The organism is Streptomyces sp. 1222.5 (assembly GCF_900105245.1).
GTDB lineage: Bacteria > Actinomycetota > Actinomycetes > Streptomycetales > Streptomycetaceae > Streptomyces > Streptomyces albidocamelliae.
Genome location: NZ_FNSZ01000001.1, coordinates 6,826,205 through 6,853,075, shown reverse-complemented (window position 1 = coordinate 6,853,075; position 26,871 = coordinate 6,826,205). Strand labels below are relative to the sequence as shown.

The 26,871-nt window shown below is 69.8% G+C and carries 26 protein-coding genes; 2 read left to right on the top strand and 24 right to left on the bottom strand.

What is annotated here, in order from left to right; all coding sequences use genetic code 11:
• Positions 1-15: 15 nt before the first annotated feature.
• The 15 genes from BLW57_RS31030 to BLW57_RS30960 form a co-directional block, all read right to left on the bottom strand.
• Positions 16-636, bottom strand: coding sequence for a GTP-binding protein (locus BLW57_RS31030; protein WP_093479062.1), 621 nt, complete (start codon positions 634-636; stop codon positions 16-18).
• Positions 617-1,039 (bottom strand): DUF742 domain-containing protein, encoded by a 423-nt coding sequence (locus BLW57_RS31025; protein ID WP_093479061.1) that lies wholly within the window; start codon positions 1,037-1,039, stop codon positions 617-619. The genes BLW57_RS31030 and BLW57_RS31025 overlap by 20 nt, the downstream gene beginning before the upstream one ends.
• Complete coding sequence (locus tag BLW57_RS31020) at positions 1,036-1,440, bottom strand: roadblock/LC7 domain-containing protein (protein WP_073899668.1); 405 nt, start codon at positions 1,438-1,440, stop codon at positions 1,036-1,038. The genes BLW57_RS31025 and BLW57_RS31020 overlap by 4 nt, the downstream gene beginning before the upstream one ends.
• Complete coding sequence (locus tag BLW57_RS31015; RefSeq protein ID WP_176985785.1) at positions 1,437-3,053, bottom strand: ATP-binding protein; 1,617 nt, start codon at positions 3,051-3,053, stop codon at positions 1,437-1,439. Before BLW57_RS31015 ends, BLW57_RS31020 begins: the two co-directional genes overlap by 4 nt.
• Positions 3,054-3,526: 473 nt before the next feature.
• Positions 3,527-6,379, bottom strand: coding sequence for a DEAD/DEAH box helicase (locus BLW57_RS31010; protein ID WP_093479058.1), 2,853 nt, complete (start codon positions 6,377-6,379; stop codon positions 3,527-3,529).
• A 98-nt stretch (positions 6,380-6,477) separates the two neighbouring features.
• A complete protein-coding gene (gene tatC / locus BLW57_RS31005; protein ID WP_093479056.1) occupies positions 6,478-7,428 on the bottom strand; it encodes a twin-arginine translocase subunit TatC in 951 nt (316 codons plus the stop codon).
• Positions 7,429-7,475: 47 nt separating this feature from the next.
• Positions 7,476-7,754, bottom strand: coding sequence for a Sec-independent protein translocase subunit TatA (gene tatA, locus BLW57_RS31000; RefSeq protein WP_093479055.1), 279 nt, complete (start codon positions 7,752-7,754; stop codon positions 7,476-7,478).
• 259 nt (positions 7,755-8,013) lie between these two features.
• Positions 8,014-8,208, bottom strand: coding sequence for a hypothetical protein (locus BLW57_RS30995; protein WP_073899678.1), 195 nt, complete (start codon positions 8,206-8,208; stop codon positions 8,014-8,016).
• Between the two features lie 42 nt (positions 8,209-8,250).
• Positions 8,251-8,511: a hypothetical protein gene (locus BLW57_RS30990; protein ID WP_093480970.1), complete on the bottom strand. Its 261-nt coding sequence runs from the start codon at positions 8,509-8,511 to the stop codon at positions 8,251-8,253.
• A 101-nt stretch (positions 8,512-8,612) separates the two neighbouring features.
• Entirely contained in the window at positions 8,613-9,641 is a 1,029-nt protein-coding gene (locus BLW57_RS30985; protein WP_093479053.1) for a helix-turn-helix transcriptional regulator, read from the bottom strand.
• Positions 9,642-9,655: 14 nt separating this feature from the next.
• Positions 9,656-10,609, bottom strand: a complete 954-nt coding sequence (locus tag BLW57_RS30980; RefSeq protein ID WP_093479052.1) for a helix-turn-helix transcriptional regulator — start codon at positions 10,607-10,609, stop codon at positions 9,656-9,658.
• 161 nt (positions 10,610-10,770) lie between these two features.
• Positions 10,771-11,151, bottom strand: coding sequence for an FKBP-type peptidyl-prolyl cis-trans isomerase (locus tag BLW57_RS30975; RefSeq protein WP_073899684.1), 381 nt, complete (start codon positions 11,149-11,151; stop codon positions 10,771-10,773).
• A gap of 88 nt (positions 11,152-11,239) precedes the next feature.
• Positions 11,240-12,241 (bottom strand): FKBP-type peptidyl-prolyl cis-trans isomerase, encoded by a 1,002-nt coding sequence (locus BLW57_RS30970; RefSeq protein ID WP_093479050.1) that lies wholly within the window; start codon positions 12,239-12,241, stop codon positions 11,240-11,242.
• 142 nt (positions 12,242-12,383) lie between these two features.
• On the bottom strand, positions 12,384-13,745 hold the full coding sequence (pafA, locus tag BLW57_RS30965) for a Pup--protein ligase (protein ID WP_073899688.1): 1,362 nt from the start codon (positions 13,743-13,745) through the stop codon (positions 12,384-12,386).
• Positions 13,746-13,754: 9 nt separating this feature from the next.
• Positions 13,755-15,014: an MFS transporter gene (locus BLW57_RS30960; RefSeq protein WP_093479049.1), complete on the bottom strand. Its 1,260-nt coding sequence runs from the start codon at positions 15,012-15,014 to the stop codon at positions 13,755-13,757.
• A 163-nt stretch (positions 15,015-15,177) separates the two neighbouring features.
• On the opposite strand from BLW57_RS30960, the gene BLW57_RS30955 reads away from it, so the two are divergent.
• Complete coding sequence (locus tag BLW57_RS30955) at positions 15,178-16,194, top strand: LacI family DNA-binding transcriptional regulator (protein ID WP_093479047.1); 1,017 nt, start codon at positions 15,178-15,180, stop codon at positions 16,192-16,194.
• Positions 16,195-16,259: 65 nt separating this feature from the next.
• Here the strand turns inward: BLW57_RS30955 and prcA are convergent, their stop codons facing one another.
• The 6 genes from prcA to arc all read right to left on the bottom strand — a co-directional run bounded on the left by prcA (position 16,260) and on the right by arc (position 22,415).
• A complete protein-coding gene (gene prcA / locus BLW57_RS30950) occupies positions 16,260-16,997 on the bottom strand; it encodes a proteasome subunit alpha (protein WP_093479045.1) in 738 nt (245 codons plus the stop codon).
• A gap of 63 nt (positions 16,998-17,060) precedes the next feature.
• Entirely contained in the window at positions 17,061-17,906 is an 846-nt protein-coding gene (prcB, locus tag BLW57_RS30945; RefSeq protein WP_093479043.1) for a proteasome subunit beta, read from the bottom strand.
• Positions 17,858-18,463: an endonuclease VII domain-containing protein gene (locus BLW57_RS30940; RefSeq protein WP_093479041.1), complete on the bottom strand. Its 606-nt coding sequence runs from the start codon at positions 18,461-18,463 to the stop codon at positions 17,858-17,860. The genes prcB and BLW57_RS30940 overlap by 49 nt, the downstream gene beginning before the upstream one ends.
• A gap of 49 nt (positions 18,464-18,512) precedes the next feature.
• Positions 18,513-18,731 (bottom strand): ubiquitin-like protein Pup, encoded by a 219-nt coding sequence (locus BLW57_RS30935; protein WP_073899701.1) that lies wholly within the window; start codon positions 18,729-18,731, stop codon positions 18,513-18,515.
• Positions 18,732-18,903: 172 nt separating this feature from the next.
• Complete coding sequence (gene dop, locus BLW57_RS30930; protein ID WP_371127819.1) at positions 18,904-20,415, bottom strand: depupylase/deamidase Dop; 1,512 nt, start codon at positions 20,413-20,415, stop codon at positions 18,904-18,906.
• A 233-nt stretch (positions 20,416-20,648) separates the two neighbouring features.
• Positions 20,649-22,415: a proteasome ATPase gene (gene arc, locus BLW57_RS30925; protein WP_073899705.1), complete on the bottom strand. Its 1,767-nt coding sequence runs from the start codon at positions 22,413-22,415 to the stop codon at positions 20,649-20,651.
• Positions 22,416-22,934: 519 nt separating this feature from the next.
• Between arc and BLW57_RS30915 the strand changes: the two genes are divergently transcribed.
• Positions 22,935-23,237 carry a ferredoxin gene (locus tag BLW57_RS30915; RefSeq protein WP_093479036.1) on the top strand — a complete coding sequence of 101 codons (303 nt, stop codon included), beginning with the start codon at positions 22,935-22,937 and terminating at the stop codon, positions 23,235-23,237.
• Positions 23,238-23,243: 6 nt separating this feature from the next.
• Here BLW57_RS30915 and BLW57_RS30910 read toward each other — a convergent pair whose 3' ends face one another.
• The 3 genes from BLW57_RS30910 to BLW57_RS30900 all read right to left on the bottom strand — a co-directional run bounded on the left by BLW57_RS30910 (position 23,244) and on the right by BLW57_RS30900 (position 26,596).
• Positions 23,244-23,825, bottom strand: a complete 582-nt coding sequence (locus BLW57_RS30910; protein ID WP_093479034.1) for a hypothetical protein — start codon at positions 23,823-23,825, stop codon at positions 23,244-23,246.
• 246 nt (positions 23,826-24,071) lie between these two features.
• On the bottom strand, positions 24,072-24,974 hold the full coding sequence (locus BLW57_RS30905) for a tRNA (adenine-N1)-methyltransferase (protein WP_073899711.1): 903 nt from the start codon (positions 24,972-24,974) through the stop codon (positions 24,072-24,074).
• A 38-nt stretch (positions 24,975-25,012) separates the two neighbouring features.
• Entirely contained in the window at positions 25,013-26,596 is a 1,584-nt protein-coding gene (locus BLW57_RS30900) for a site-2 protease family protein (RefSeq protein ID WP_093479032.1), read from the bottom strand.
• Positions 26,597-26,871 lie beyond the last annotated feature (275 nt).

The window sequence follows — 26,871 nt, the reverse complement described above, 5'->3', positions numbered from 1 at the left end:
TCGGTCGGCTGCGGGTCAGGTGAGGGCACCGGACATGGCCAGGGAGTGCAGGAAGCGCATGAGCGTCATGAGCACGTCCTTGCTGGAGGCGCGGCGGCGCACGTCGCACTCGATGATCGGGATGTCCGGGGACAGGTCGAGCGCGGTGCGCAGTTCCTCCACCGGGTAGCGGGGCCCGTCGGGGAAGGAGTTGACGGCGACGACGAACGGCACGCCGCGCTCCTCCAGCCGGCCCATGACGTCGAAGCTGACTTCCAGGCGCCGGGTGTCGACCAGGACGACCGCGCCGAGGGCGCCTTCGAACAGGCCGTTCCACAGGAACCAGAAGCGCTCCTGGCCGGGGGTGCCGAAGAGGTAGAGCACCAGCTTGTCGGTGATGCTGATGCGGCCGAAGTCCATGGCCACGGTGGTGGCCGTCTTGGAGTCGGAGCCGTAGTTGTCGTCGACGCCGATGCCGGCCTGGGTCATGGTCTCCTCGGTGGTCAGCGGCCTGATCTCGCTGACCGAACCGACCATGGTGGTCTTGCCGACGCCGAAACCGCCCACGATCACCAGCTTCACCGCGGCCTGCGCCGTGTGCGGCAGGTGGTCCTCGGTGCGCGGGCCGGGGAGCGTGTCAGAGCCGTTGAAGTCCATGCATCACCGCTTCGAGGAGTGAACGGTCGGGGAGCGCCTTGCGGACGATCGGGGCGCGCGCCTGCACCAGTTCGGCCGCGATCAGCTCGGTGATCAGTACGGTCATCGCGCTGAACGGCAGTTGGAGATAGGCCGAGAGCTCGGCCACGGACAAGGGGGCCGCGCAGAGCCGGAGCACCGCCGACTCCTCAGGTGACGCGGCCGGCTGGGGTGCGGAACGCGCCACGATCAGCGTCACGAGGTCGAGTTCGGCCCGTGCGCCGTCCACGGATCCGGCGATGGTGTACAGCCGCTCGGGGTTCCTGGGCGTCGCCGGGCCGCCCGCCGGCTGAGGGGCCGGTGGGGGCGGAGGCGGGGGCGGCAGGTGCTGCGGCTGGCGCCGTTTGCGTCGTGGAGGTGTCATACGGTCTGCCCGTTCCGCCGGGGCGGACTGGTGAGATGGGCGCCGATCCGGACGACGAGGTCACGCATCATGCCGCTCATCCGGCCCGGCTCGCAGGTCACGTCGGCGAGTACGGCGAGGTAGGCGTTGGCGCCGGCGTTCATCAGGTAGAAGTAGCCGCCCTCGATCTCGATGACGACGACCTTCATGTCCCCGGCGCCGGGGATCTCCTGGATGATGGCGCCGGCCAGGCTCTGCACGCCCGCGCAGGCGGCGGCCACCCGGTCCGCGGCGTCGGGATCGCCGCCGTAACGGGCGATACGCAGTCCGTCGGCGGACAGCACCACGATCATCTCGATGCCCGGCACGCCGTCGTTGAGCTGCTTGAGCATCCAGTCCAGGTTCGCTCGCTGCTGGATCACTTGAGAGTCCCCTCGTCGTCGGCCTCGGTGGCCCCCTCGATGGGGTCGTCCGAATCGTTGAGCAGGTGCACGTACTTGGTGGGGTTGAGCGTGAAGTCGGTCAGCTCGGAGGCGGTGGCGTCCTCGGGCATGCCCTTGCGCAGGCCGTCCCAGAAGGCCTCCATCCACATGCCGGGCGGCCGGTCCATGAGCTTCTTGCGCTCGGGGTCGATCTCGGGCTCGGGTTCCGGCTCGGACCGGGTCTGGGACCAGATGGTCGGCCTGCCCTCGCGCTCGGCGCGTTCGATGGCGGCCTGCTCGGCGTACCGCTGGGTGAGCGAGGTCTTCACCCGGCTGCGGCGCTGGGGCAGGCCGCCCGCGGTCCACTCGGTGACCTCCGGGACGTCGTCCTCCATGGAGATGCCGGCCGGGATCTTGGGGCTGGTGGGGCGGCGGCGCTTGGGCGGGCGCTTGGGGCCTTCTACGGCGCCGAGTTCGGGCTGGGGCACGCCGGTGGCACCGATGCCGTGCGCGGCGCCGACGCCGGGCTCGGTGGTGGTCATGACGCGCGGGATGATGAGGATCGCGCGGACACCGCCGTAGGCGGAGGCACGCAGCGAGACCTCCATGTCGAAGTGCTTGCAGAGCCGGCCGACGACGGCGAGGCCGAGGCGCGGGTTCTCACCGAGGTTCTGCGCGTCGTCGCCGTTCTTGGCGTCCTCGATCATCTGCTCGATGCGCGCGCGGGACTCCTCGCTGAGGCTGACACCGGCGTCCTCGATCTCGACGGCGATACCGGCCTGCACCTCGGCGGCGGTGACGCGCACCTTGTTCGTGGGCGGCGAGTAGCGGGTGGCGTTGTCGAGGAGTTCGGCGGCGGCGTGGATGACCGGCTCGACCGCGGTGCCCTTGATGTTGATGTTGACGATGGAGCTCAGCTCGATGCGCCGGTACTCGAGGATGCGGGACATGGCGCCGCGCAGCACGCTGTAGAGGGAGACCGGCAGCGGCCACTGGCGGCCGGGGCGGCCGCCGCCGAGGACGGAGATGGTGTCGGCGAGCCGGCCGATCAGCGAGGTGCCGTGGTCGAGGCGGAGGAGGTCGTCGAAGACCTCGGGGTTGCGGCCGTGGTCCTCCTCCATCTCCCGCAGTTCCTTGGCCTGCTGGTGGACGATGGCCTGGACGCGGCGGGCGATGCTCACGAAGGAGCGTTCGGTGGCGTCGCGCATGGAGATCTCGTGGTCGGCGCCGCGCAGCGAGACGCGGAACATCTCGCGGTACGACTCGTGCAGTCCGCGCAGTTCGGGGTCGACGTCGTAGACGTTGGTCAGCACGTCCCGCAGCGGTTCGCCGGCGCGCAGCCGGAGCAGGCCGGTCGGGATGATGTCCGTGGCGAAGCGGGTGATCAGGTCGTCGTGGGCGGCGAGCCGGTGTTCCAGATACGCGCGGTGACGGGCGTGCTCGGCCCTGGTCTCGCGGAGGATGCGGCCCCGGCGGGCGGCCTCCGCGCCGGTGACGAGCACCAGCAGCACCGCCAGCGCCCCGCACAGGCCGACGGCGAGCCGGGCCGGCGCCGGCACCAGGGCCACGGCGGCCGCGCTCGCGGCGGCCATCACTATGGCCGGCGGCAACATGACGCGCGCATAGGGACGTTCACGGCGACCGGGAGGCTTCTGAACACTCACCATGGATGCCTTCTGAGACGAATCGGCTGGGTGTCGGGGGAGCATGGGAGGGGAAGGTTCATGGAACTGACGGGATCTTCGGGAGATTTGGGAACAGGCGCACGAATTCACCTCAACCCGGTGCGCCGCGGGCGAGCTTAGTCCGACCGGATCATCGCTGTGTCATATTCGGCAAGCATCGGAAATCCCTTGCGTGACAGGAGTACGCTCGGCTCCATTTACACGCACGGCTCCCATTCGAACACGTTCGGTCACCGGGAACGGGCATACGGAAGTCACTCACCGTGATGAGTGAAAAGGCGTCCGTCGCATGACGAAACACGGCCCCCGCCCGGCGGATCCGCTCCCCTCGCGAAGGGGGCGCATCCACCGGGCGGGGGCCCGGAGTTCACACCGTGCGGCGGCCGGTGGCCGCCTCCCGCTCAGCCCACCGACGAGTAGGCGACGACACCCCGCAGCACCTGCTCGACGGCCTTGCGCGCCGTCTTCGCCACGGTCGAGCCCTCGGTCGGAGCGGCCGCCGAGATCTGCCCGAGCACGTCGATCACCTGCTTGCACCAGCGCACGAAGTCGCCCGCCGGCATGTCCGCCTCCCGCAGCACCTCGTCGAGCGCCGTCCCGGAGGCCCACATGTACACGGCCCAGGCGAATCCCAGATCGGGCTCGCGCTGCCCGACACCCTCGGTCTGGCTGATGCGGAAGTCCTCCTCCAGGGCGTCCAGCCGGCCCCAGATCCGCACCATCTCACCCAGCGCGGCCTTCGCCTTGCCCGACGGCAGCTTCGGCGCCATCGCGTCGTCGCCGACCCGCGCCTCGTACACCAGCGCCGAGACGCACGCGGCCAGTTCGGCCGGGCTCAGGCCCTCCCAGACGCCCTCGCGCAGGCACTCGCTGGCCAGCAGGTCCAGTTCGCCGTACAGCCGGGCGAGCCGTTTGCCGTGCTCCGTGACCTCGTCGCCGCGCAGGTAGTCCATCTCGGTCAGCAGGGCGACGATCCGGTCGAACGTCCGGGCGATCGTGTTCGTACGGCCCTCGATGCGGCGCTCCAGCTGCGAGGTGTCCCGCAGCAGCCGGTGATACCGCTCCGCCCAACGCGCGTGATCCTCACGGTCGTTGCAGCCGTGGCAGGGGTGCGCGCGGATCGCCGTCCGCAGCCGGGCGATCTCCCGGTCGTCCGCGGCCTGCGAGCGCTTCTTTCGGGCCCGGTCCGGCGGGATGTGCCCGGCCTTGGTGCGCAGCGCCGAGGCCAGATCCCGACGCGACTGCGGGGAGCGCGGGTTGAAGCTCTTCGGGATCCGCATCCGGTCCAGCGGCTCGACCGGCACCGGGAAGTCCATCGACGCCAGCCGCTTGACCTGCCGTTCGGCGGTCAGCACCAGCGGGCGCGGACCGTCGTGGTGGTCGAAGCCGCGGTGCCCGTTGGAACGGCCGGCGGGCAGACCCGGGTCCAGCACCAGGGCAAGGCCGGCGTACTTGCCGGTGGGCACATGGATCACGTCGCCCGGCTTGAGCTTCTCCAGGGCGACGGCGGCCTCGGCACGCCGCTCGGTCGCGCCCTGGCGGGCCAGCTCCGTCTCCCGGTCCTTCAGCTGACGGCGCAGCTGCGCGTACTCCTCGAAGTCACCGAGGTGGCAGGTCATGGAGGCCTTGTAGCCCTCCAGGCCCTCCTCGTTGCGCTGCACCTGCCGGGAGATCCCGACGACCGACTTGTCGGCCTGGAACTGCGCGAAGGAGGTCTCCAGCAACTCCCGCGAGCGGTGCCGGCCGAACTGTTCGACCAGGTTGACCGCCATGTTGTACGACGGCTTGAAGCTGGAGCGCAGCGGGTACGTGCGCGTGCCCGCGAGGCCGGCCAGGTGCTCGGGGCTCATGCCGCGTTGCCAGAGCACCACGGCGTGACCCTCGACGTCGATGCCCCGGCGGCCGGCCCGGCCGGTCAGCTGGGTGTACTCGCCGGGCGTGATGTCGGCGTGCTGCTCGCCGTTCCACTTGACGAGCTTCTCCAGCACCACCGAACGGGCGGGCATGTTGATGCCGAGCGCGAGGGTCTCCGTCGCGAACACGGCCTTGACCAGGCCGCGCACGAACAGCTCCTCGACGACCTCCTTGAACGTCGGCAGCATGCCCGCGTGGTGGGCGGCGATGCCCCGCTCCAGGCCCTCCAGCCACTCGTAGTAGCCGAGGACGTGCAGGTCCTCCGGCGCGATGTGCGCCGTGCGCTCCTCGACCAGGGCGCGCACCGTGTCCCGCGCCTCCTCGTCGTTGAGCCTCAGGCCCGCGTACAGGCACTGCTGGACCGCGGCCTCGCAGGCGGCGCGGCTGAAGATGAACGTGATCGCGGGCAGCAGGCCCTCGGAGTCCAGGCGCTCGATGACCTCCGGGCGGCCCGGCGTCCACACCCGTGAGCGCTGCCGGCGCTCCCGCTCCCGGTCGGCCTCGCGCATCGCACGGCCGCGCCGGCGGTCCTGGTACGACGGCCGGGTGGCCTCCATGCGGGCGAGGCGGGCGAGATCGGGGTTGACGGCCTTCTTGTGGCCCTCGCCCTCCTCGAACAGGTCATACATCCGCCGCCCGGCGAGCACGTGCTGGAACAGCGGCACGGGCCGGTGCTCGGAGACGATCACCTCGGTGTCGCCGCGGACGGTGTCCAGCCAGTCGCCGAACTCCTCGGCGTTGGACACGGTCGCCGACAGCGACACGAGGGTCACCGACTCCGGCAGGTGGATGATCACTTCCTCCCAGACGGCACCGCGGAAGCGGTCGGAGAGGTAGTGCACCTCGTCCATGACCACGTAGCCGAGGCCGAGGAGGGTCTGGGAGCCCGCGTACAGCATGTTCCGCAGGACCTCCGTGGTCATCACGACCACCGGCGCCTCGGAGTTCACGCTGTTGTCGCCGGTGAGCAGGCCGACCTTGTCGGCGCCGTAGCGGCGGCACAGGTCGGCGTACTTCTGGTTCGACAGCGCCTTGATGGGTGTCGTGTAGAAGCACTTCTTGCCCTGCTGGAGGGCGAGGTGGACGGCGAACTCGCCCACGATCGTCTTGCCCGAGCCGGTGGGGGCGGCCACCAGCACGCCCTTCCCCGCCTCGAGCGCCTGGCAGGCCTCGATCTGGAAGGGGTCGAGGCCGAAGTCGTACATCTCGCGGAAGGACGCGAGCGCGGTGGCCTGCTCGGCTGCCCGCCTGCGGGCTGCCGCGTACCGCTCGGCCGGTGAGAGGTCCTCTGTCATCGTACTTTCGAGCGTACCGGGCCCCACTGACAACAGGACGATCATTATCGGGAACGGGGGGCCGATCGACCGGAGAACACGGATGCCCCCGTCCCGGTGGGACGAGGGCATCGCACAGCGGACCGCAAGCGGTCCGGCGCGGCTCAGGTGACGTCGTCGTAGCCGTTGACCCGGTCCGTGCTCGCCTGCTCGGGCAGCACCCGGGCGGCCGGGACGGGCTCGACCGCCCCGATCTCCTCGGGCGTGAGGTCCAGCTCGGAGGCCTCGTCGTCACCGGGTCCGGCCGCGTCGCGGCGCAGCTTGCGGCGGTCGTTGAGCAGCGAGAAGCCGACGGCCCCGAAGTACAGCACCCAGATCGGTCCCGCGAGCGCCAGCATCGACAGCGGGTCGGTGCTCGGCGTGGCCACGGCCGCGAAGACGGTGATGCCGAGGATCATCGCCCGCCACCAGCCGAGCATCCGCCGGCCTGTCAGCACCCCGGTGAGGTTGAGCATGATCAGCAGCAGCGGCAGCTCGAAGGAGAGGCCGAAGACGAGCACCATGCGGGTGACCAGCTGGAGCAGGTCGTCGAGCGGCAGCAGGTTCTTGATGTCGCCGTTCGGCGTGAAGTCGATCAGCACCTTCGCGGTGGTCGGCAGCACCTTGTACGCGAAGAACGCACCGCCGAAGAACAGCGGGGCGCCGGTGAAGACGAAGGCGTAGGCGTACTTCTTCTCGTGCTGGTGCAGACCCGGCGCGACGAACGCCCACAGCTGGTAGAGCCAGATCGGCGACGCGAGGACCACACCCGCAGTCAGCGAGACCTGCAGGGCCAGCGTGAAGGGCGCGAGCAGGCCGTTGATCGTGATCTCCGCGCAGGTGTGCTGGTCCGAGGACTTCGCCAGCTGCTCGAAGGTCTCCTGGCAACCCACCGAGTCGAGGATCGGCTTCGTCAGGAAGTTGATGATGTCGTTGTAGAAGAAGGCCGCGACGACCGTCACGATGACGATGGCCAGCATGGCCTTCGCGAGCCGGTTGCGGAGCTCACGAAGGTGATCCGCGAGGGGCATCCGCCCCTCGGGGTCTCTCTCCTTCTTGCGGGCAGGCTTGAGCAACCCACGTCCTCATCTCGTGCGACGGGCCGGAGCGGTCCGGCCCTGCGTCAGCGCTGGGTGGAATCCGTCGGCTCGTTGACGGGACGCGAGCTGGTCACGTCGCCGGGGGACGCCTGGATGGTGCGCTGGGCCGGGGGCTGCTCGTTGGAAGCGGGCGCCTGCTGGGAGGAGTTGCCCTCTTCCTTCATCGCCTTGGCCTCGCTCTTGAGGATGCGCGCGGACTTGCCGAGCGAGCGGGCCATGTCCGGAAGCTTCTTCGCGCCGAACAGCAGGATGATGACGACGAGGATGAGAATGATCTCGGGAGCTCCGAGCCTTCCGAACATAAGTCTTTACCTTCTCACCGAGGCGGCTGGGGGTGGGCGCTGTCCGACCCGTCGGACATGCGTCCGATGGTCGTGCTGTCAGCGATCGTAACGCTCAGGGGTAAACGTCAGGCAATCCCCGTGCGTACTCCCGGTCAGCGGCACGGGCCTCGTTCGCCGCACCACGACCAGCAGCGTACCTTTCCCGATGGGCAGCATGACAGGGCGAAGTGACGCAAACCGCTTGTGCCGCCCGCCTCACCCGTGTCCCCGCGACGGCTCAGAGCGCGTCCACCGCACGGGACGCGCTCGCCACGGACCGCTCCAGATCCTCGGCCGCCCGGTCGATGCGGCTCGCCGAGGCCGCCACCTGCCGCCCCAGACGCCGCGCCTCCACGAAGACCCGGACGGCGAGCACCCCCAGAACGGCGAGACCCAGGAAACCCACGGCTACCGCGAACATCGGCCAGAACATGCCACCGAGCCTAGACCGTCCCGCGCCGCCGGACGCAGCCGCCTACGCGGTGGAGTGCAGCCGCAGGGTGCGCACCCCGCCGCCGGTGAGCAGCTCCACGACACGCTCCCCCGCCGGCTTGCGGACCGCTGACCCGCACTCGGGGCAGGTGAAGGAGTAGAACGTCGTCCGGCTGCTCCCGCCGATCGCGAGCCGCAGGGCACTCGCCGCCAGTTCGAAACGGCCCCGGCAGTCCGGGCAGCCGGCTCTGAACATCACCGGGACCACTCTTCTCATCCCTGCGAAGGCCGCCGCCACCGTCATCTCACCCGCGCCCGACCCCGGAGACTCGCTCAAATCCCTCGCTCCTTCGTAGCTGGTCGCCGACGCCCGGGCCGCCGCGGCCGGTACCGCCCCGCCGCGGCTCACTCCGGCCGCTCGTCCCCGCCGTCGGCACCCCGCACGGCGACCGGCGGCACGTCGTACGCCGCCAGCGCCTCCCCGGCCGCCCTGCGGGCACTGTCGGCCAGCTCCGGCGGCGAGACGATCCTGCCGTCGCGGCCCAGCCGCAGCGCCAGCCGGCGCAGGGAGGCCGGATCGGGGGTCCGCAAAGTGATACGCAACCCGCCGTCCGGAAGCTCATCGGCACTGTCGTGCGGGTAGTACTCGGCGACCCAGCGGCCGCCCGGACCGACCTCGACGACGACCTCCGGATCCTCGGCCGCCGGCTGCACCAGTGCCTCGGACAGATCCCGCAGCTCTATCTCGGGCGGCGCGGACGGCTCGTCGAGAATCCGGATCTCCGCGACCCGGTCCAGCCGGAAGGTGCGCCGGGCCTCCGAGCGGCGGCACCACGCCTCGACATACGTGTGCCCGACACTGACCAGGCGGATCGGGTCGATCTCGCGCTCGGTGACCTCGTCACGGGCCGGCGAGTAGTAGCGGATCCACAGCCGGCGGCGCTCGGAGATCGCCCGGTCGACATCGGCGAACACCCCGCCCTCGGACTCGAACGTCACCGACAGCCGGGAACTGGCACCGGCCACCTCACCGGCCGCCGTCTCCACCTTCGCGGTGGCCCGCAGCAGGGCCTGGCGGTCGCTCTCCCGCAGCCCCGGCAGCGTCGAGACGGCACGGGCCGCCACCAGCAGCGCGGTGGCCTCGTCGGCGGCGAGCCGCAACGGCTCCGCCGCCTCCTCGCCCAGCGCCGCCGGGTTGTGCCACCAGATGCGCTCGCCGTCGGTGTCGATGTCCAGCAGATCCCCGCCGCGGAAACTGGTCCCGCACATCGGCAGCAGATCGAGGTCGGCGACCAGCTCGTCCTCACTGATACCGAAGGCACGGGCGACGTCCGCGATCCGGGCGCCCGGACGCTCCCGCAGATAGGTCACCAGGGAGAGCATCCGCCGGGTCTGGTCGATGGCGTTCACGGGCCTGGCCGGTTTGCCTGCCACTGTCCTGCTCCCCCTCAGCCCTTGGCCACGGCACGCAGCCGGTCCACCACGTCCGCCCGCAGCTCGGCCGGTTCCAGCACCACCACGTCGGGCCCGAACTCCACCAGCCAGGCGTCCAGACCGTGCCCGTACGGAATCTCCAACTCGTCCCAGCCGTCACCGAGTTCCCGCACCCCGACGGCCTTCGCCCGCAGGGGGTAACCAGCACCCGACCGCAGCCGGATCAGCGCCGAACGGTCCGCGATCTCCCCCGCCCAGCCCGCCACGGTCTCCCGCACGGTGACGACATCGGGCACCGGCGCGGTGAAACCCGTCCCACGGGAGCGGACCCGGCCGGTGATCCGCGAGAGCCGGAAGACACGCTCGGCGCCCCGGTCCCGGTCCCACCCCGCCAGATACCAGTGGCCGCGCCAGCACTCCAGCGCCCACGGCTCCACATGCCGCGGCTCCGGATGCGCGGCGGAGGCCTTGCGGTAGTCGAACAGCACCGGCCGGCGGTCCCGGCAGGCCAGCATCAACGGCTCGAAGGCCGCCTCGTGCACCGGGATGCGCGGCTCCAGCGCCCCGTGCGCCTCGTACGGATCGACGTCCTCCGGCAACCCCGCCGCACGCAGCTTCTGCAGAGCACCGCTGGCCGCACCGGCCAGCCGGGCCTGCTGCCACACCTTCGCGGCCAGACCCAGGGCCGCGGCCTCCTCGGCGTCCAGGGTGATCGGCGGCAGCCGGTTGCTGTCCCGGCGCGCGAGATAGCCGACCTCGCCCTCGAGGTTCTCCACCGTCTCGATGACCAGGCCCAGCTCGCGCAGGTCGTCCTTGTCCCGCTCGAACATCCGGTTGAACGAGTCGTCGCTCCCGGCTTCGAGATAGGCCTCTATGGACTCGCGCAGCTCACGCTTGCTGAGCGGCCGTCGTGTCCCGAGCAGACACAACGCGAGGTTCATCAGCCGCTCGGCCTTGGCAATGGCCATCGACGCCCTTCGCCTTCCCTATGGTGCTTCCGACCGAAGACCGTACCGCTCCCAGGTGTCCGGACAAAAGCCGGACCAGGAAGGTGACCCCTCCTGATCGGCAAGCGGCAACGAAGAAGGGCCCGCGCGCACCGCACGGGCCCTCTTCCGACCGGATCCGGTCAGCGCCTGGTCACACCGACCAGGTCGCAGACGAAGATCAGCGTCTCACCCGGAGCGATACGGCCACCCGCGCCGCGGTCGCCGTAGGCCAGGTGCGCGGGGATGACCAGCTGACGGCGGCCACCCACCTTCATGCCCTGCACGCCCTTGTCCCAGCCCTGGATGACCTGGCCGACACCCAGCTGGAAGTCCAGCGGGGTACCGCGGTTCCAGGAGGCGTCGAACTCCTCACCGGTGGAGAACGCGACGCCCACGTAGTGGACCTTGACGAAGTCGCCGGCCGAGGCGACCTCGCCGTCGCCCTCCCAGATGTCCTTGATCTCGAGGTCCGCCGGGGGCTCGCCGCCCGGGAAGTCGATCTCGGGCTTCTCGATGCTCACGTCAAAAGCTCCTGCTTGTGTACGACACGAAACGCGGACAGTCTTTCATCCCCGCAGCTCTCCCGCCCGCCACGGACGCACCGCGCCGCTACATCGCGGCGAGGATGTCCACCGTGAACACCAGCGTGGAGTCCTTCTTGATGACCCCGCCGCTCGGCGGGTTGTCGCCGTACCCCAGCTCCGGCGGAACCACGATCAGCACCCGGCTGCCGACCTTCTTGCCCGTCAGCCCCTGCGCCAGACCCTTCACCGTCTGCTGCATCTGCTCCAGCGAGAACTGGCTCAGCCGGCCCGAGCCGTACGTCCGCTGGAAGGTCTTCCCGCCCTCCCAGACCAGGCCCTGGAACTGGCACAGCACCGTCTGGTCGGCCTTCAGCTCCGGACCGTCGCCCTCCAGCACATACACCGACGCCAGCTTCTTCGGCGGGTCCGACTTCGGCACCGTCACCTTGGGCACCTGCCCGTCGGTGTTCGTGCCCACCTTCGGCAGCGCCGGATCACTCTGCGCCACCGGCTTGCCCTGGGCGGAACTCTTCGAGTTGAAGGACTCGATCAGATCGATCACGAACACCAGCGTGTCCGTCCCCTTGATACCCGCGTCCGGCTGGCCCGCCTTGCCGTATCCCAAGTTCGGCGGCACCGCGATCTCCACCCGACTGCCGGTCTTCTTGCCCGCCAGCGCATACCGCCAGCCGTCGATGATCGTCCCCTGCGCCAGCTGCATCAGCAGCGGACGCCCCCGGTCGTAGGAGTTGTCGAAGACCTTGGCCGTGTCCCAGATCTGACCCAGATAGTTCGCTTCGATGAAGTCGTTCTCCGCGATCGTCCGGCCACTGCCCGCGATCACCGTCCTCACCGCCAGGTTCGGCGACGGCTCCCCCGTCCCCTTCGCCACGGTCGGCTTCTCACCGAACTTCTTGCCCGCCGTGATCGCCGGCAACGGCCCGTCCACGATCTTCGGCGGCGGCGCGCTCGACACCGAGGGCGACGGCGAGGCGCCCTTGCTCGCGCCGGACTTGTCGTCACCGCAGGCGGAGAGCGTGACGAGTCCCGCGGGAAGGGCGGCGAGGAGGAGTGAACGTCGGCGCACGGAAGGCCTCGTAATCGGTCGATCTTGTGGTTGGCGTGCGCGCAACTCTACGACGTGAGAAGGGCGCCGTACGGTAAACGTACGGCGCCCGTGTGGCGTTCCGGCATTTCAGGGCCCAAACGCTTGACTCGCCCGCTTTTCGCTACATTCCGGCGATCAGCTTCTCCACCCGGTCGTCCACCGAACGGAACGGGTCCTTGCACAACACGGTCCGCTGCGCCTGGTCGTTGAGCTTCAGATGCACCCAGTCCACCGTGAAGTCCCTGCGCTGCTCCTGCGCCCGCCGGATGAAGTCACCGCGCAACCGCGCCCGAGTGGTCTGCGGTGGCACCGACTTGCCCTCGAAGATCTTCAAGTCGTTGCAGATCCTGGCGGCTTGCCCCTTCTTCTCCAGCAGGTAGTACAGACCACGGCGACGGTGGATGTCGTGATACGCGAGGTCTATCTGCGCGACCCGCGGATGCGACATCGTCATGTTGTGCTTCGCCCGGTACCGCTCGATGAGCTTGTACTTCATCACCCAGTCGATCTCGGTCCCGATCCGGTCGAGCTCCTCCGTCTCGATCGCGTCCAGAGTGCGGCCCCACAGCTCCAGCACCTGCGCGACCGTACCCGTACGGATCCCGCGCCGGTCGCAGAAGTCCACGGCCTTGTCGAAGTACTCGCGCTGCACCTCCAGCGCCGACGCCTCCCGGCCACTGGCCAGACGCACCTTGCGCCGGCCCGTGATGTCATGACTGACCTCGCGGATCGCCCGGATCGGGTTCTCCAGCGTGAGGTCACGCATCACCGTGCCCGCCTCGATCATGCGCAGCACCAGATCGGTCGCCCCGACCTTCAGCAGCATGGTCGTCTCGGACATGTTCGAGTCGCCCACGATGACGTGCAGCCGGCGATAACGCTCGGCGTCCGCGTGCGGCTCGTCGCGAGTGTTGATGATCGGCCGGGAACGGGTCGTCGCCGAGGAGACGCCCTCCCAGATGTGCTCCGCGCGCTGGCTCACGCAGTACACCGCACCGCGCGGCGTCTGCAGCACCTTGCCCGCACCGCACAGCAGCTGCCTCGTCACCAGGAACGGAATGAGGATGTCCGCGAGCCGGGAGAACTCCCCGTGCCGTGCCACCAGATAGTTCTCGTGGCACCCGTAGGAGTTGCCCGCCGAGTCGGTGTTGTTCTTGAAGAGGTAGACGTCGCCCGCGATTCCCTCCTCGTGCAGGCGTCGTTCCGCGTCCACCAGGAGTCCTTCGAGAATGCGCTCGCCGGCCTTGTCGTGGGTGACCAACTCGGTCACGTTGTCACATTCGGGTGTCGCGTATTCCGGATGCGATCCCACGTCGAGATAGAGCCGGGCGCCGTTCCGCAGAAAGACATTGCTGCTACGGCCCCATGACACGACACGGCGGAAGAGGTACCGCGCCACCTCGTCAGGCGACAGGCGGCGCTGTCCCCTGAACGTGCACGTGACGCCGTACTCGTTCTCCAGCCCGAAAATGCGGCGGTCCATGACTGAACATTACGCCCGATCCCCCGAGCTGAAACGGGGTTCGGCAGCACGATTTGGATCATTTTCCGATGAAGCCGCAACGACCGCGCCCCGCGCGGGAGCTGCGAGGACCCGCCCCGTGGCCAGCAGGACCAGCAACGACACCGCCCCCGCGGCCCCCGGCAGCGCGAAACCCCACAGCGTGCCACCCGCCTGGACCACCGGCCCCGCCAGGCCCGTTCCCACCGACGCACCCACGGTGAACGTCGTCACAAGCCAGGAGAAAGCCTCGGTGACCGTCCCCGCCGGCGCGTGCCGGTCCACGATGATGAACGCACAGGCGATGCAGGGCGCCAGGAACACACCCGACACCACACTCAGCAACACCATCGCCACCGCACCCGGCATCAGCATCAGCGGCAGGTAACACACCGCCAGAAGAGCCACCAGCACCCGCAGTCGCCGCTCCGGCACACCCGCCCACCGCCGGGCGCCGTACACCGTCCCGCCCGCCAGCGCCCCCAGCCCCAGCCCCGCCATCAGCCACCCGTACACCGCGTCCCCACCGTGACCGTCCGCGTACGACACCGACGCGACCGTGATGGAACCCAGCGCGATCCCCACGAACAGGAACGCCCCCAGCAGCGCCAGCAGCCCCGGCGAACGCAGAGCACCCAGCCAGTGCGCCTCACGCGGAGCCGACCGCCACGCGCGCGAAGGCGGCGACACCACCACCGACAGCGCACCCAGCACACCCAGCAGGCTCAGCACCAGCAGAGCCGCCCGCTCGTCCCACACGGACACGCACACCGTCACCAGCAGCGGCCCGACCGTGAACATGATCTCCTGCGCCACCGCGTCCATCGCGTACGCCGTGTGCACCTGCTCCTCACGGCCCAGCACCGACGGCCACAGCGCCCGCAGACCGCCCTCCAGCGGCGGCGTGAACAGACCGGACGCCGCGACCGCCGCGTACGCCACCGGCAGCGGATCCGTCCCCGAGAAGGCGAAGACCGTCATCGCGACCGCAGAGAGCACCGCCGCCGGAAACTGCACCCTCGGCTGCCCGTACAGGTCCACCAGCCGGCCCAGCACCGGCTGGCCCACGGCGTTCGCCACGCCGTACACCGCCGCCAGCGCGCCCGCGAGGCTGTACGTGCCCCCCTCCGCCCGCACGAACAGCACCAGGGCGATCGCGGCCGTCGCGTTGGGCAGTCGCCCCACCAGAGTGCCCGTGAGCAGCCGCAGCGCGTGCCGCGCCCGCAGGATCTCCAGGTATCCCGTGGCCATGTCCAGCCTCCAACGGCTCGCCCGGGACGCCTCGACGGCCCGAAGTGTTACGTATAACGTCCCCCGTCATACGTACCATGTGCGCAGTTCACCCGTCCAGACGACCGTGAGTGAGCCCCAGGACACCCCGACGGCGCACCACCAGAAGAGGAGCACGCCCACGGTGGCACGCAGCAGCACGCGCCCGACCAGCCGTGACGTCGCCCAGGCAGCCGGAGTCTCCCAGGCCGCCGTCTCCCTCGTCCTCGGCGACAAATGGCGCGGCCGAGTCTCCGAGACCACCGCCGAACGCGTCCGCGAAGCCGCCCGCGACCTCGGCTACCGCCCCAACCTCGCCGCCCGCAACCTCCGCCTCGGCCACACCCGCACCGTCCTCCTCGTCGTCCCCGCCCTCACCACCGAATTCTTCGCCGGCGTCTACACCGGCGCCGCACGCGTCGCCGCCGACCACGGCTTCGGCGTCGTCCTCTACCCCTCCCCCGAAGGCATCGGCCCCGCCCGCGACCCCTTCGCCTCCGCCCAGGCCGCCCTCGACGGCGTCATCGCCTCCTCCATGGCCGCCGACGCCCTCACCGCCATCCGCGGCGACCAACTCCCCCTCGTCATGCTCGACAGCGACCCCACCGGCAGCCTCGGCGCCGCCACCGTCAACCTCGACATCGCCGACGGCGTCCGCCAGGTCACCGGCCACCTCCTCACCCTCGGCCACCGCGACGTCCTCCACCTCGCCGCCGACGTCCCCTCCTGGACCTTCGACGTACGCCGACAAGAACTCACGGCCCGCATCGCCGCCGCACCCGGCACCCGCCTAAGCACCGCCCACGCCCCGATCTCCATCGAAGGCGCCCTCACCGCCACCACCACCGCACTCACCGCCCCCGGCCCCCGCCCCACCGCCATCGTCTGCGACGACGACAAACTCGCCGCCGGCGCCTACAAGGCCCTGCGCCGCCTCGGCCTGCGCATCCCCGACGACATCTCCGTCACCGGCCTCGACGACCTCGCCCTCGCCACCGCCCTCGACCCCGAACTCACCACCGTCCGACTCGACGCCGAACTCTTCGGCGAACGCGGCATGCACGCCCTCCTCGCCGTCCTGGACGGCCGCGAGCCCGACCGCCAGGACATCCCCGTCGAACTCGTCGTCCGCGGGTCCACAGCCCCGCCACGCACCCCCTGAACAGCCGCGTGCCCCGCCCGGGAAAACCCGGACGGGGCACACACCGTCACACGACGGACCGACGGCTACTCCTCCTCGGCGCTCTCCGCCTCCGTGGCCGCCCCGCCGGCCTCCAGCAGACGCGCCAGCTGACGTCCCACGATCCGCTTGAACTTCCGCTTCTGCGGACGCGTACGGTCCAGCACCGCCACCTCCAGCCGCTCCGCGGGAATCTCCCGCTCACTGCCGTTGGTGTCCCGCGACAACGCCTGCACGGCCAGCTTCAGAGCCTCCGCCAGAGTCATCCCCTCACGGTGCCGCTGATCAAGGAAACTGCCGATCTGCTCCGCGTTGCCGCCCACCGCCACGGAACCGTGCTCATCCACGATCGAACCGTCGTGCGGCAGCCGGTAGATCTGATCGCCCTCGGGCGTCTCCCCCACCTCCGCCACGACCAGCTCCACCTCGTACGGCTTCTCGGCCGCCGAGGAGAAGATCGTGCCCAGCGTCTGCGCGTACACGTTCGCCAGACCACGCGCGGTCACGTCGTCCCGGTCATAGGTGTAACCACGCAGGTCCGCGTACCGCACACCACCGATGCGCAGATTCTCGTACTCGTTGTACTTCCCGGCGGCCGCGAAACCGATCCGGTCGTAGATCTCGCTGAACTTGTGCAGCGCACGGGACGGGTTCTCACCGACGAACACGATGCCGTCGGCGTACTGGAGAACGACCAGGCTGCGGCCCCGGGCGATGCCCTTGCGGGCGTACTCCGCCCGGTCGGCCATGGCCTGCTGAGGTGAGACATAGAACGGCGTCGACACCGGCTATCCGTCCCTTTCTGTCATGGTCACTGGATCACCTTGCACACACACCGGAGCCCTCGCTCAGAGCAGGGCGGCCTTGGGACCGTCCGGCTCCTCCAGACGCTTCTGGAGCACCGCGCGCGCGACCCCGGAGGCCTCATCCTCCGTGAGCCGACGGAAACCGTCCTCGGTGATCACCGTGATGATCGGGTAGATCCGGCGGGCGACATCGGGACCACCGGTCGCCGAGTCGTCGTCGGCCGCGTCGTAGAGGGCCTGCACCACGAGCGTGGTCGCCTGCTCCTCGGACAGGTCGCCACGGAACAGCTTCTTCATCGCGCCCCGCGCGAAGATCGAGCCGGAACCCGTCGCCGCGAAATTGGTCTCCTCGGAACGCCCGCCCGTCACGTCGTACGAGAAGATCCGGCCCTTCTCCCGGTCCACGTCGTACCCGGCGAACAACGGGACGACGGCCAGACCCTGCATGGCCATCCCCAGGTTCGACCGGATCATCGTCGACAACCGGTTGGCCTTGCCCTCCAGCGACAGCTGGGCGCCCTCGACCTTCTCGAAGTGCTCCAGCTCCAGCTGGAAGAGCTTCACCATCTCCACGGCGAGACCCGCCGTGCCGGCGATACCGACGGCCGAGTACTCGTCCGCCGGGAACACCTTCTCGATGTCCCGCTGCGCGATCACATTCCCCATCGTGGCCCGACGGTCACCGGCGAGGACCACACCACCGGGGAACGTCGCCGCCACGATGGTCGTCCCGTGCGGCGCCTCGAGCACACCCTGCGTGGGCGGCAGCTGCCGCTTGCCCGGCAGCAGCTCGGGCTGGTGCTCGGAGAGGAAGTCCATGAACGAGGAGGATCCCGGCGTCAGGAAGGCAGCTGGTAGACGCCCGGTGCCACGAGTATTGGCTTCCACGAGTTTCCTTCCAGGTAGGCGGCGGCCCGGCGGACGGCGTCGGGATCGTCTCCCAACTTGCCGATGGCCGAATTGCAGTTGAAGCACAGTACGCCACGGACCCTACCCGTCTTGTGGCAGTGATCCACATGTACGGCCGGAGCGTTCAGGCAGATCACACAGAGTCCGCGCTGAGAGCCGACCAGCGCATCCCGCTCGGCCTCGGTGAGCCCGTAACTGCGCTTCAGGTGATGCGCGCGTCCCTCAGCGGCTCGGCACGCCTTGCAGCGCGTGGACAACCCGTCGGAAGCAGTGGCATTGCGATGCCACTCGCTGTGCGGCTTGATCTCACCGCACATCCGGCACAGCTTGTGACCGGCCGGCACCGCCACTTTCTCCCGTACAGGTCTGCCGATGGCCTCTCGGCGCCGCCGGTAGTGCGCAGCGCTGTACTCCGCCACGCACTCCCGGCAGTGCACCTGGAGGCCATCGCGCCGATTTCCGTCCTTCGCGAATGCCGCGAGCGCCAGATCCCGTCCGCACTTCCGGCATTCCTTCGTGCTCGGTTCGTCAGCCACCCGGTTCCCCCGCTACCTTCACTTCGAAGGCAAAGCGACTGATTGACCTTTACTCTCCACCTTTTTGCACGAAGGAGCGCACGAAGTCCTCGGCATTTTCCTCGAGTACGTCGTCGATTTCGTCCAGCACCGAGTCCACGTCGTCCGACAGCTTCTCGTGCCGTTCCTTGAGGTCTTCCGAGGCCTGCGCTTCCTGCGTCTGCTCCTCGGCCTGTTCGGTCGAGTGCGTCGCCTTCTGCTGGCCGCCGCCGGTGTCCTTCGTTGCCATAACCCTCACCCCGCTCAGTTCGCCTGCCGATCGGTGATGATCAGACCCTACAAGCCGGGTCCGACATCGGCCCCGCAGTTTCCACAACGTGCGGGGGCCACCTCGATGATTCCCGGGCGGTGGGATTTCCACCCCGTCCGCCCGGAGCGGTACGAGTACCCGCTGGTCGCGCTCAGCCGCCCGACAGGACCCTGACCAGGTCTTCCGCGGTGCGGCAGCGGTCGAGTAGCTCCTTGACGTGATTTCGCGTTCCGCGTAGCGGTTCCAGGGTTGGAACGCGCTGCAGCGAGTCGCGGCCGGGGAGATCGAAGATGACCGAGTCCCAGGAGGCGGCGGCGACGTCGTCGGCGTACTGCTCGAGGCAGCGGCCGCGGAAGTACGCGCGTGTGTCCTCCGGCGGCTTCGTACGGGCCTTGTCGACCTCGGCCTCGTCCAGGAGCCGCTTGATGCGTCCGCGGGCCGCCAGGCGGTTGTAGAGGCCCTTCTCGGCCCGTACGTCGGCGTACTGGAGGTCGACGAGGTGGAGCCGGGCGGCGTCCCAGTCGAGGTCGTCGCGGCGGCGGTAGCCCTCCATGAGTTCGCGTTTGGCGACCCAGTCGAGTTCGCCGGCGAGGCTCATGGGGTCGTTCTCCAGCCGGGTGAGGGTGTCCTCCCAGCGGCTGAGGACGTCCTTGGTCTGGTCGTCGGCGTCGGCGCCGTGGCGTTCCTCGACGTACTTGCGGGCGAGCTCGAAGTACTCCATCTGCAGCTGGACGGCGGTGAGCGTGCGGCCGCTGCGGAGGGTGACGAGGCGCTTGAGGGAGGGGTCGTGGGAGACCTGGTGGAGGGTGCGGACGGGCTGGTCGACGGCCAGGTCGACGGCGATGAAGCCGTCCTCGATCATGGACAGGACCAGGGCGGTGGTGCCCAGCTTGAGGTACGTCGAGATCTCGGAGAGGTTGGCGTCGCCGATGATGACGTGCAGGCGGCGGTACTTCTCCGCGTCGGCGTGGGGTTCGTCGCGGGTGTTGATGATGGGGCGCTTGAGCGTGGTCTCCAGGCCGACCTCGACCTCGAAGTAGTCGGCGCGCTGGCTGAGCTGGAAACCGTGTTCGTGGCCGTCCTGGCCGATGCCGACGCGGCCGGCGCCCGCGAAGACCTGGCGGGAGACGAAGAAGGGCGTGAGGTGGCGCACGATGTCCGAGAAGGGGGTCTCCCGCTTCATCAGGTAGTTCTCGTGCGTGCCGTAGGAGGCGCCCTTGTTGTCGGTGTTGTTCTTGTAGAGGTGGATGGGCTGGGCGCCGGGGAGCTGGGCGGCCCGCTCCGCGGCCTCGGCCATGATGCGTTCGCCGGCCTTGTCCCAGAGGACGGCGTCGCGGGGGTTGGTGACCTCGGGGGCGCTGTATTCGGGGTGGGCGTGGTCCACGTAGAGGCGTGCGCCGTTGGTGAGGATCACGTTGGCGAGGCCGATGTCCTCGTCGGTGAGCTGGCTGGAGTCGGCGGCCTCCCGGGCGAGGTCGAAGCCTCGCGCGTCGCGCAGCGGGTTCTCCTCCTCGAAGTCCCAGCGGGCCCGGCGGGCCCGGTGCATCGCCGCGGCGTAGGCGTTGACGATCTGGGACGAGGTGAGCATGGCATTGGCGTTGGGGTGGCCGGGGACGGAGATCCCGTACTCCGTCTCGATGCCCATTACTCGCCGTACGGTCATGCGGCCCTCCTTGCCCGGCGGCACCCTCGGTCGTGGGCGTCGCTCAAGTACCGCTGGCGCTCCGGTGCGTGTGCGGTGCCCGTCCCCGCACTGCGCGATTCGGCGGTAGGAACGAGCCTAGAACGCCTTTGCGCTGGTGGGGAGATCATTTGCGTCATTGGCTGCTCCGGTCGTGGCCTGAAAAACGCAAGGGCTGCGGGTACCCGGTGAGGGCACCCGCAGCCGCCCTGCTTTTACAGGTACTGACCGGTGTTCGCCACCGTGTCGATGGAGCGTCCCGTGTCCGCGCCCTGCTTTCCGGTGATGAGGGTACGGATGTAGACGATCCGTTCGCCCTTCTTTCCGGAGATCCGGGCCCAGTCGTCGGGGTTGGTGGTGTTGGGCAGGTCCTCGTTCTCCTTGAACTCGTCCACGCAGGCCTGGAGGAGGTGGGAGACGCGGAGGCCCTTCTGGCTCTTTTCGAGGAAGTCCTTGATCGCCATTTTCTTGGCGCGGCCCACGATGTTCTCGATCATGGCGCCGGAGTTGAAGTCCTTGAAGTAGAGGACTTCCTTGTCGCCGTTGGCGTAGGTGACTTCCAGGAAGCGGTTTTCCTCGGATTCGGCGTACATCTGCTCGACCGCCGTCTGGATCATGCTCTGGACGGTGGTGGCCTTGTCGCCGCCGTGCTCGCCGAGGTCGTCGCCGTGCAGGGGGAGGCGTTCGGTGAGGTACTTGCCGAAGATGTCCTTGGCGGCCTCGGCGTCGGGACGCTCGATCTTGATCTTCACGTCGAGCCGGCCGGGGCGCAGGATGGCGGGGTCGATCATGTCCTCGCGGTTGGAGGCGCCGATGACGACCACGTTCTGGAGGCCTTCCACGCCGTCGATCTCGGCGAGCAGCTGGGGGACGATGGTGTTCTCCACGTCCGAGCTGACGCCGGATCCGCGGGTGCGGAAGAGGGATTCCATCTCGTCGAAGAAGACGATGACGGGGGTGCCCTCGCTGGCCTTCTCACGTGCGCGCTGGAAGACGAGGCGGATCTGCCGCTCGGTCTCGCCGACGTACTTGTTGAGGAGCTCGGGGCCCTTGATGTTGAGGAAGAAGCTCTTGCCGGCGGCCTGGCCGGTGACCTCGGCGACCTTCTTGGCCAGCGAGTTCGCGACGGCCTTGGCGATGAGTGTCTTGCCGCAGCCGGGGGGGCCGTAGAGCAGGACGCCCTTGGGCGGGCGCAGCTCGTGCTCCCGGAACAGGTCGGGGTAGAGGTACGGCAGCTCGACCGCGTCGCGGATGGCCTCGATCTGTCCGCCGAGGCCGCCGATCTGCTCGTAGCCGATGTCGGGGACCTCTTCGAGGACGAGTTCTTCGACCTCGCTCTTGGGGACGATCTCGTAGACGTATCCGGAGCGCGGTTCGAGGAGCAGGGCGTCGCCGGGGCGGATGGTGACGTCCAGCAGCGGCTCGGCGAGCCGGACCACCCGCTCCTCGTCGGTGTGCCCGAGGACGAGGGCGCGTTCGCCGTCCTCGAGGATCTCCTTGAGGGTGACGATGTCGCCGACGCTCTCGTACTCCATGGCCTCGACCACGTTGAGCGCTTCGTTGAGCATGACTTCCTGGCCTCGCCGGAGGTCGTCGAGCTCGACGCTGGGGCTGACGTTCACGCGGAGTTTGCGGCCGCCGGTGAAGATGTCGGCGGTGCCGTCCTCGTTGGCCTGCAGGAAGACTCCGAAGCCGGCCGGTGGCTGGGCGAGCCGGTCGACTTCTTCCTTGAGGGCCACGATCTGGTCGCGGGCTTCGCGGAGTGTGTTGGCCAGTCTTTCGTTCTGGGCGGACACGCCGGCCAGGTTCGTCTGCAGCTCGACGATCCGCTCTTCGAGAATCCTCGTGTGTCGCGGAGAGTCGGCGAGCTTACGTCGCAGGACGGCGATCTCCTGCTCAAGGTAGGCGATCTGCCCGGCCGGGTCGTCGGACCCTCGTCCCGGGCGGATGCCGCGGTTCATGTCGTCGTCGTGGGCTGCCACGGTCCTCACCTCCTCCAAGGGGAGCTGGACGCTTCCAGACCCTACCTGGGTGGGTGTCGATTGAAACCCCTAGATCACAAAGACTGTCAAGGTGTGTCGTCGGTCACCCGGTGCGCTCTCCCTCGCACGGAGGGGATACCCACTCAACGTGATGGGGAAGCAGCCTGTTCCAAGCACGGGGTGGTCAAATTCCTTCATTACCGGCCGGAGTTGTCCGGTCGGGCTGGGTGGCCTTGTCGCGGGCAGCCGTGAGGGCGCTCGTACGATCATCACGCAGAGCGACGGTCCGGGCGGGCGGGGTCACCGCGGGCGGGGCCTGAAGTGTGCAGGTCCGCGGCGGGGGTACCTATGTCGCCGGTCGGGCCTTCGTACCCGGGCGCCGGGGCCGGAAACCCCGTGGCGGTGGAGGGCGGCCGTGTTCCGGGCGGAGGTAGGGTCGGGGGTGTTCAACAGCCGCTGGAGCGGAACCGGCTGGCCCTCGGGTTGCCGGGACCGCCCGGCGAACCGACGGCAGGAGAGATGACCGTGCAGCAGGAGGCCCCGGGCGGCGAGGCGCTGGAGGTCTGGATCGACCAGGACCTGTGTACCGGCGACGGGATCTGTGCTCAGTACGCCCCCGAGGTGTTCGAGCTGGACATCGACGGGCTGGCCTATGTGAAGGGCGCGGACGACGAGCTGCTGCAGGCCGGCGGTGCGACGACGCCGGTGCCGCTGCCGCTGCTGACGGACGTGGTGGATTCGGCCAGGGAGTGTCCCGGTGAGTGCATCCATGTGCGCCGGGTTTCGGACAAGGTCGAGGTGTACGGGCCCGACGCGGAATAGTCCGGTTCAGACGCTGTGGGCCCCGGCCGGGGTGGAGCGGAGGAAGGCGCTGCCGTTCCACCGCCACGTGGCCGGGGTTTTCACGTCGGGGCAGCAACTGGGTACGTCGTCCGAGGAGTAGCCGAGGAGGGTGGCGGCGACCGTCCGCCCGCGTATCGCGAAGTCGGTGACGGTGAAGCGGTCCTTGGGGTCGACGAGGGTGGCGACCACGCGGGGCTTGGCTCCGCCGGCGGAGCGGGTGAGGACGTAGACCCCGTCCGGCGGGGTGCCCATGGGGGCGTCGCAGTGGACGACGGCGACGGTTTCGGGCCTGCCGTCGCCGTCGAGGTCGCCGGTGGTCTTCTTGACGACGACCGCCTTGACGGGTCCGCACTGCAGCGGGAAGGCCACGCCGCTGGTGCTGGGCGGGGCCGCAGCGGCGGGGGCGGACTGGGTCCGGATGCCGGGGGCGGCCTGGGCGGCGGTGGCCGATCCGGGCTGGACGACGGAGGAGAGCGCGACGACGCCGGCGACGGCGGTGGCGGTCGCCACCCAGTGGATGGGCCGGGTCTGGGCGTGGGCGAGCTCCGGAACGGCGGATTGCTGCACTAGGAGTGTCTCCTGTGAGGGCTGTGCCGGTGGGGTGGCCAGCATGGTGCCACACGTCACAGTGCGGGGGAACGGCGGGGTCCGGGATTTCCGCGGGTGGCGCGCCCGGGTGTGTCCGGGCGGGCGGGGCCGTGGGGGGAGTGGGAGTCCTGGTGGCCTGTCAACGGACGGGCGCCGTGCCCGAGTTCCCGTTGTGGTGGGGGAACTCGGGCACGGCGCCCTGGCGTTGTTCGGGTGTGCGGCCGGTCAGCGGCCGGTGCCGCCGTCCGCGTTGGGGCCGGCGTAGTCCTCGCCGTAGGCGCCCTTGGCGGGGCGGCGGCGGCGCATGGGGGGCTCGACGCCGTCCGCGAGGCGGCGGGCGGTGAGCAGGAAGCCGGTGTGGCCGATCATGCGGTGGTCGGGGCGGACGGCCAGGCCTTCGATGTGCCAGTTGCGGATCATGGTCTCCCAGGCGGTCGGCTCGTTGAAGCAGCCGATCTCCCGGATGGACTCGACGGTCCGGGCGAGCTGGGTGGTGGTGGCCACGTAGCAGCAGAGGATGCCGCCGGGGACGAGCGCCTTGGAGACGGACTCCAGGCATTCCCAGGGGGCGAGCATGTCGAGGATGACGCGGTCGACGTCGGTGTCCGACAGGTTGTCCTGGAGGTCGCCGACGGTGAGCTGCCAGGCGGGGTGCGGGCCGCCGAAGTAGCGCTCCACGTTCGCCTGGGCGATCTCGGCGAAGTCCTCGCGGCGCTCGTAGGAGTGCAGCATGCCCTGGTCGCCGATGGCGCGCAGCAGGAAGCTGCTGAGCGAGCCGGAGCCGACGCCGGCCTCGACGACGCGTGCGCCGGGGAAGATGTCGGCGAAGGCGAGGATCTGCCCCGCGTCCTTGGGGTAGACGACGGCTGCCCCGCGGGGCATGGACAGGACGTAGTCGGGGAGCAGGGGGCGCAGCGCGAGGTAGGCGACGTTGCCGGTGGTGCGGACAACGCTGCCCTCGGGAGCGCCGATCAGTTCGTCGTGCGGGAAGGAGCCCTTGTGGGTGTGGAAGTTCTTCCCGGCTTCGAGCGTGAACGTGTAGTGGCGACCCTTGGGGTCGGTCAGCTGTACCTGGTCCCCGACCTTGAAGGGCCCGCGCCTGCGGGCGGCACCGGTCGGTTCGGACATGTGAACAGACTACCGGCCTTTGCGGGGGCCGCGGACCACTACGGCGTCGGTCTGGCCATGGCCTTGACGAAGGCGCGTTCGACGTCGGCGGCGGACAGGACGCCGTAGATCTCGCCGCTCTCCTCGACGACGAGGTACTCGGTGGCGGGGGTGGCGCGCAGGGTGTCGAGGAGTTCCTCGCCGGACAGCTCGGCGGAGACGCGCATGCCGTCGGTGAGGTCCTGGGCGAGGCCGCTGACGGCGACCCAGGGGCGTCGGTGTTCGGGTACGCCGACGATGGCGGCCTCGCGGACGAGGGAGAGGGGGTGGCCGTCGGCGTCGACGACGACGAGGGCGCGGGCGCCGGCGGCGTTGGCGCGGCGGAGGGCTTCGGAGAGGGGGGTGTCGGTCTCGACCGGTACGGCGCGGCGGGTCAGGGTGCGGGCGCGGAGTTCGGGGAGGTGTTCGCGCAGCCGGGCCATGCGGAGGCTGTTGCCGGCGCCGGTCCAGATGATGGCGGCGAGGATGGCGGCGAGCAGGGCGTCGGTGACGGTGTCCATGCCGCCGGTGTCCTCGCCGCTGCCGCCGAGGGCGCCGGACTGGTTGAGCAGGGGCAGGCCGATGAGGACGGAGACGGCGAGGGCGCGGCCGACCCAGGCGGCGGCGACGGTGCCGGTCATGGGTTTGCCGCTGAGCTTCCAGACGACGGCGCGGAGCATGCGGCCGCCGTCGAGGGGCAGGCCGGGCAGGAGGTTGAAGATCGCGACGATGAGGTTGGAGACCATCAGTCCGGCGAGCAGGACGCCGGGGACGGTGCCGGGTTCGACCGGTTTCATGGCGAGGTAGAACAGGCCGGCGAGGACGAGGGAGAGCAGGGGGCCGACGAAGGCGAGGACGAATTCGCGGCCGGGGGTCTCGGCTTCCTTCTCGATCTCGGAGACGCCGCCGAAGAACTGGAGCTGGATGCGGCGGACGGGGAGTTTGAAGCGGATCGCGGCGACGGTGTGGGCGAGCTCGTGGACGAGGACGGAGGCGTAGAAGGCGACCGCGAAGAAGAGGGAGACGAGGTAGCGGGCGGCGCCGAGTTCGGGCAGGACGCGGTCGAGCTGGCCGCCGAAGACCCAGGTGATCAGGGCGGCGACGAGGAACCAGCTGGGGGCCACGTAGACGGGGACGCCGAAGGGGCGTCCCATGAGGATGCCGCCGCCGGGTTCTTTGGGCCGTGGCCGGGGCGGTGCGCCCTTGGCGATCCCGGAGTGTGCGAGGGTGCGGTGCTCGGCGTGGTCGGCGCGGGGCGTGCTGTCGGTGCCGCCGGGTTCGGCGCGGGTGCCGGTCCCCCGTTCCGGGGCGGTCGTGCCGGTGCCCTCGTCGGACGTCGCGGGCCGGGTGCCGGTGGCGGTGTCCGGCTGCGGGGCGGGCTCGTCGTCGGCCGTGGGGTGGTCCGGGTGCGGGGTGTCCTGTGCGGGTGCGGGGGTTTCGGACCGTTCGGGCCGGTCCTGCTCGGGGGCGGGGGGCTCGGGCCGTACGGGCCCGGGGCCGGGGTGATCGGTGGGTCCGGTCGCCGGGGCCGTTGGACCTGCGGGGTGCTCGGCCGGCTCGTCGTTGCCGGACCGCGGCTGCCCGCTCCCGCCGCTCACGTCCACGGTTTCCCCTCGTTCGAAGCGTCTTCCGCGCCTGACGGGGCGGAAGGGTCTCTCGTCGATGGTATGCGGCCGTGGTGGCGTGTTTCGCCCCGGCACCCCTTGTGTTTGCCCCGCGGTGGGGTGGCCGACGCGGTCGCGGGCTGGGTCACTGTCAGTGGCGGGCCGTATGGTCTGTGGAATGGACAGCAGCATCGAGGAGGCGGGGGCCCGGACGGGCGGCGCCGATCAGACGGAACCGGTCGCCCCGTCGCGGCCGAGCGTGCCCGGGGCGGCGC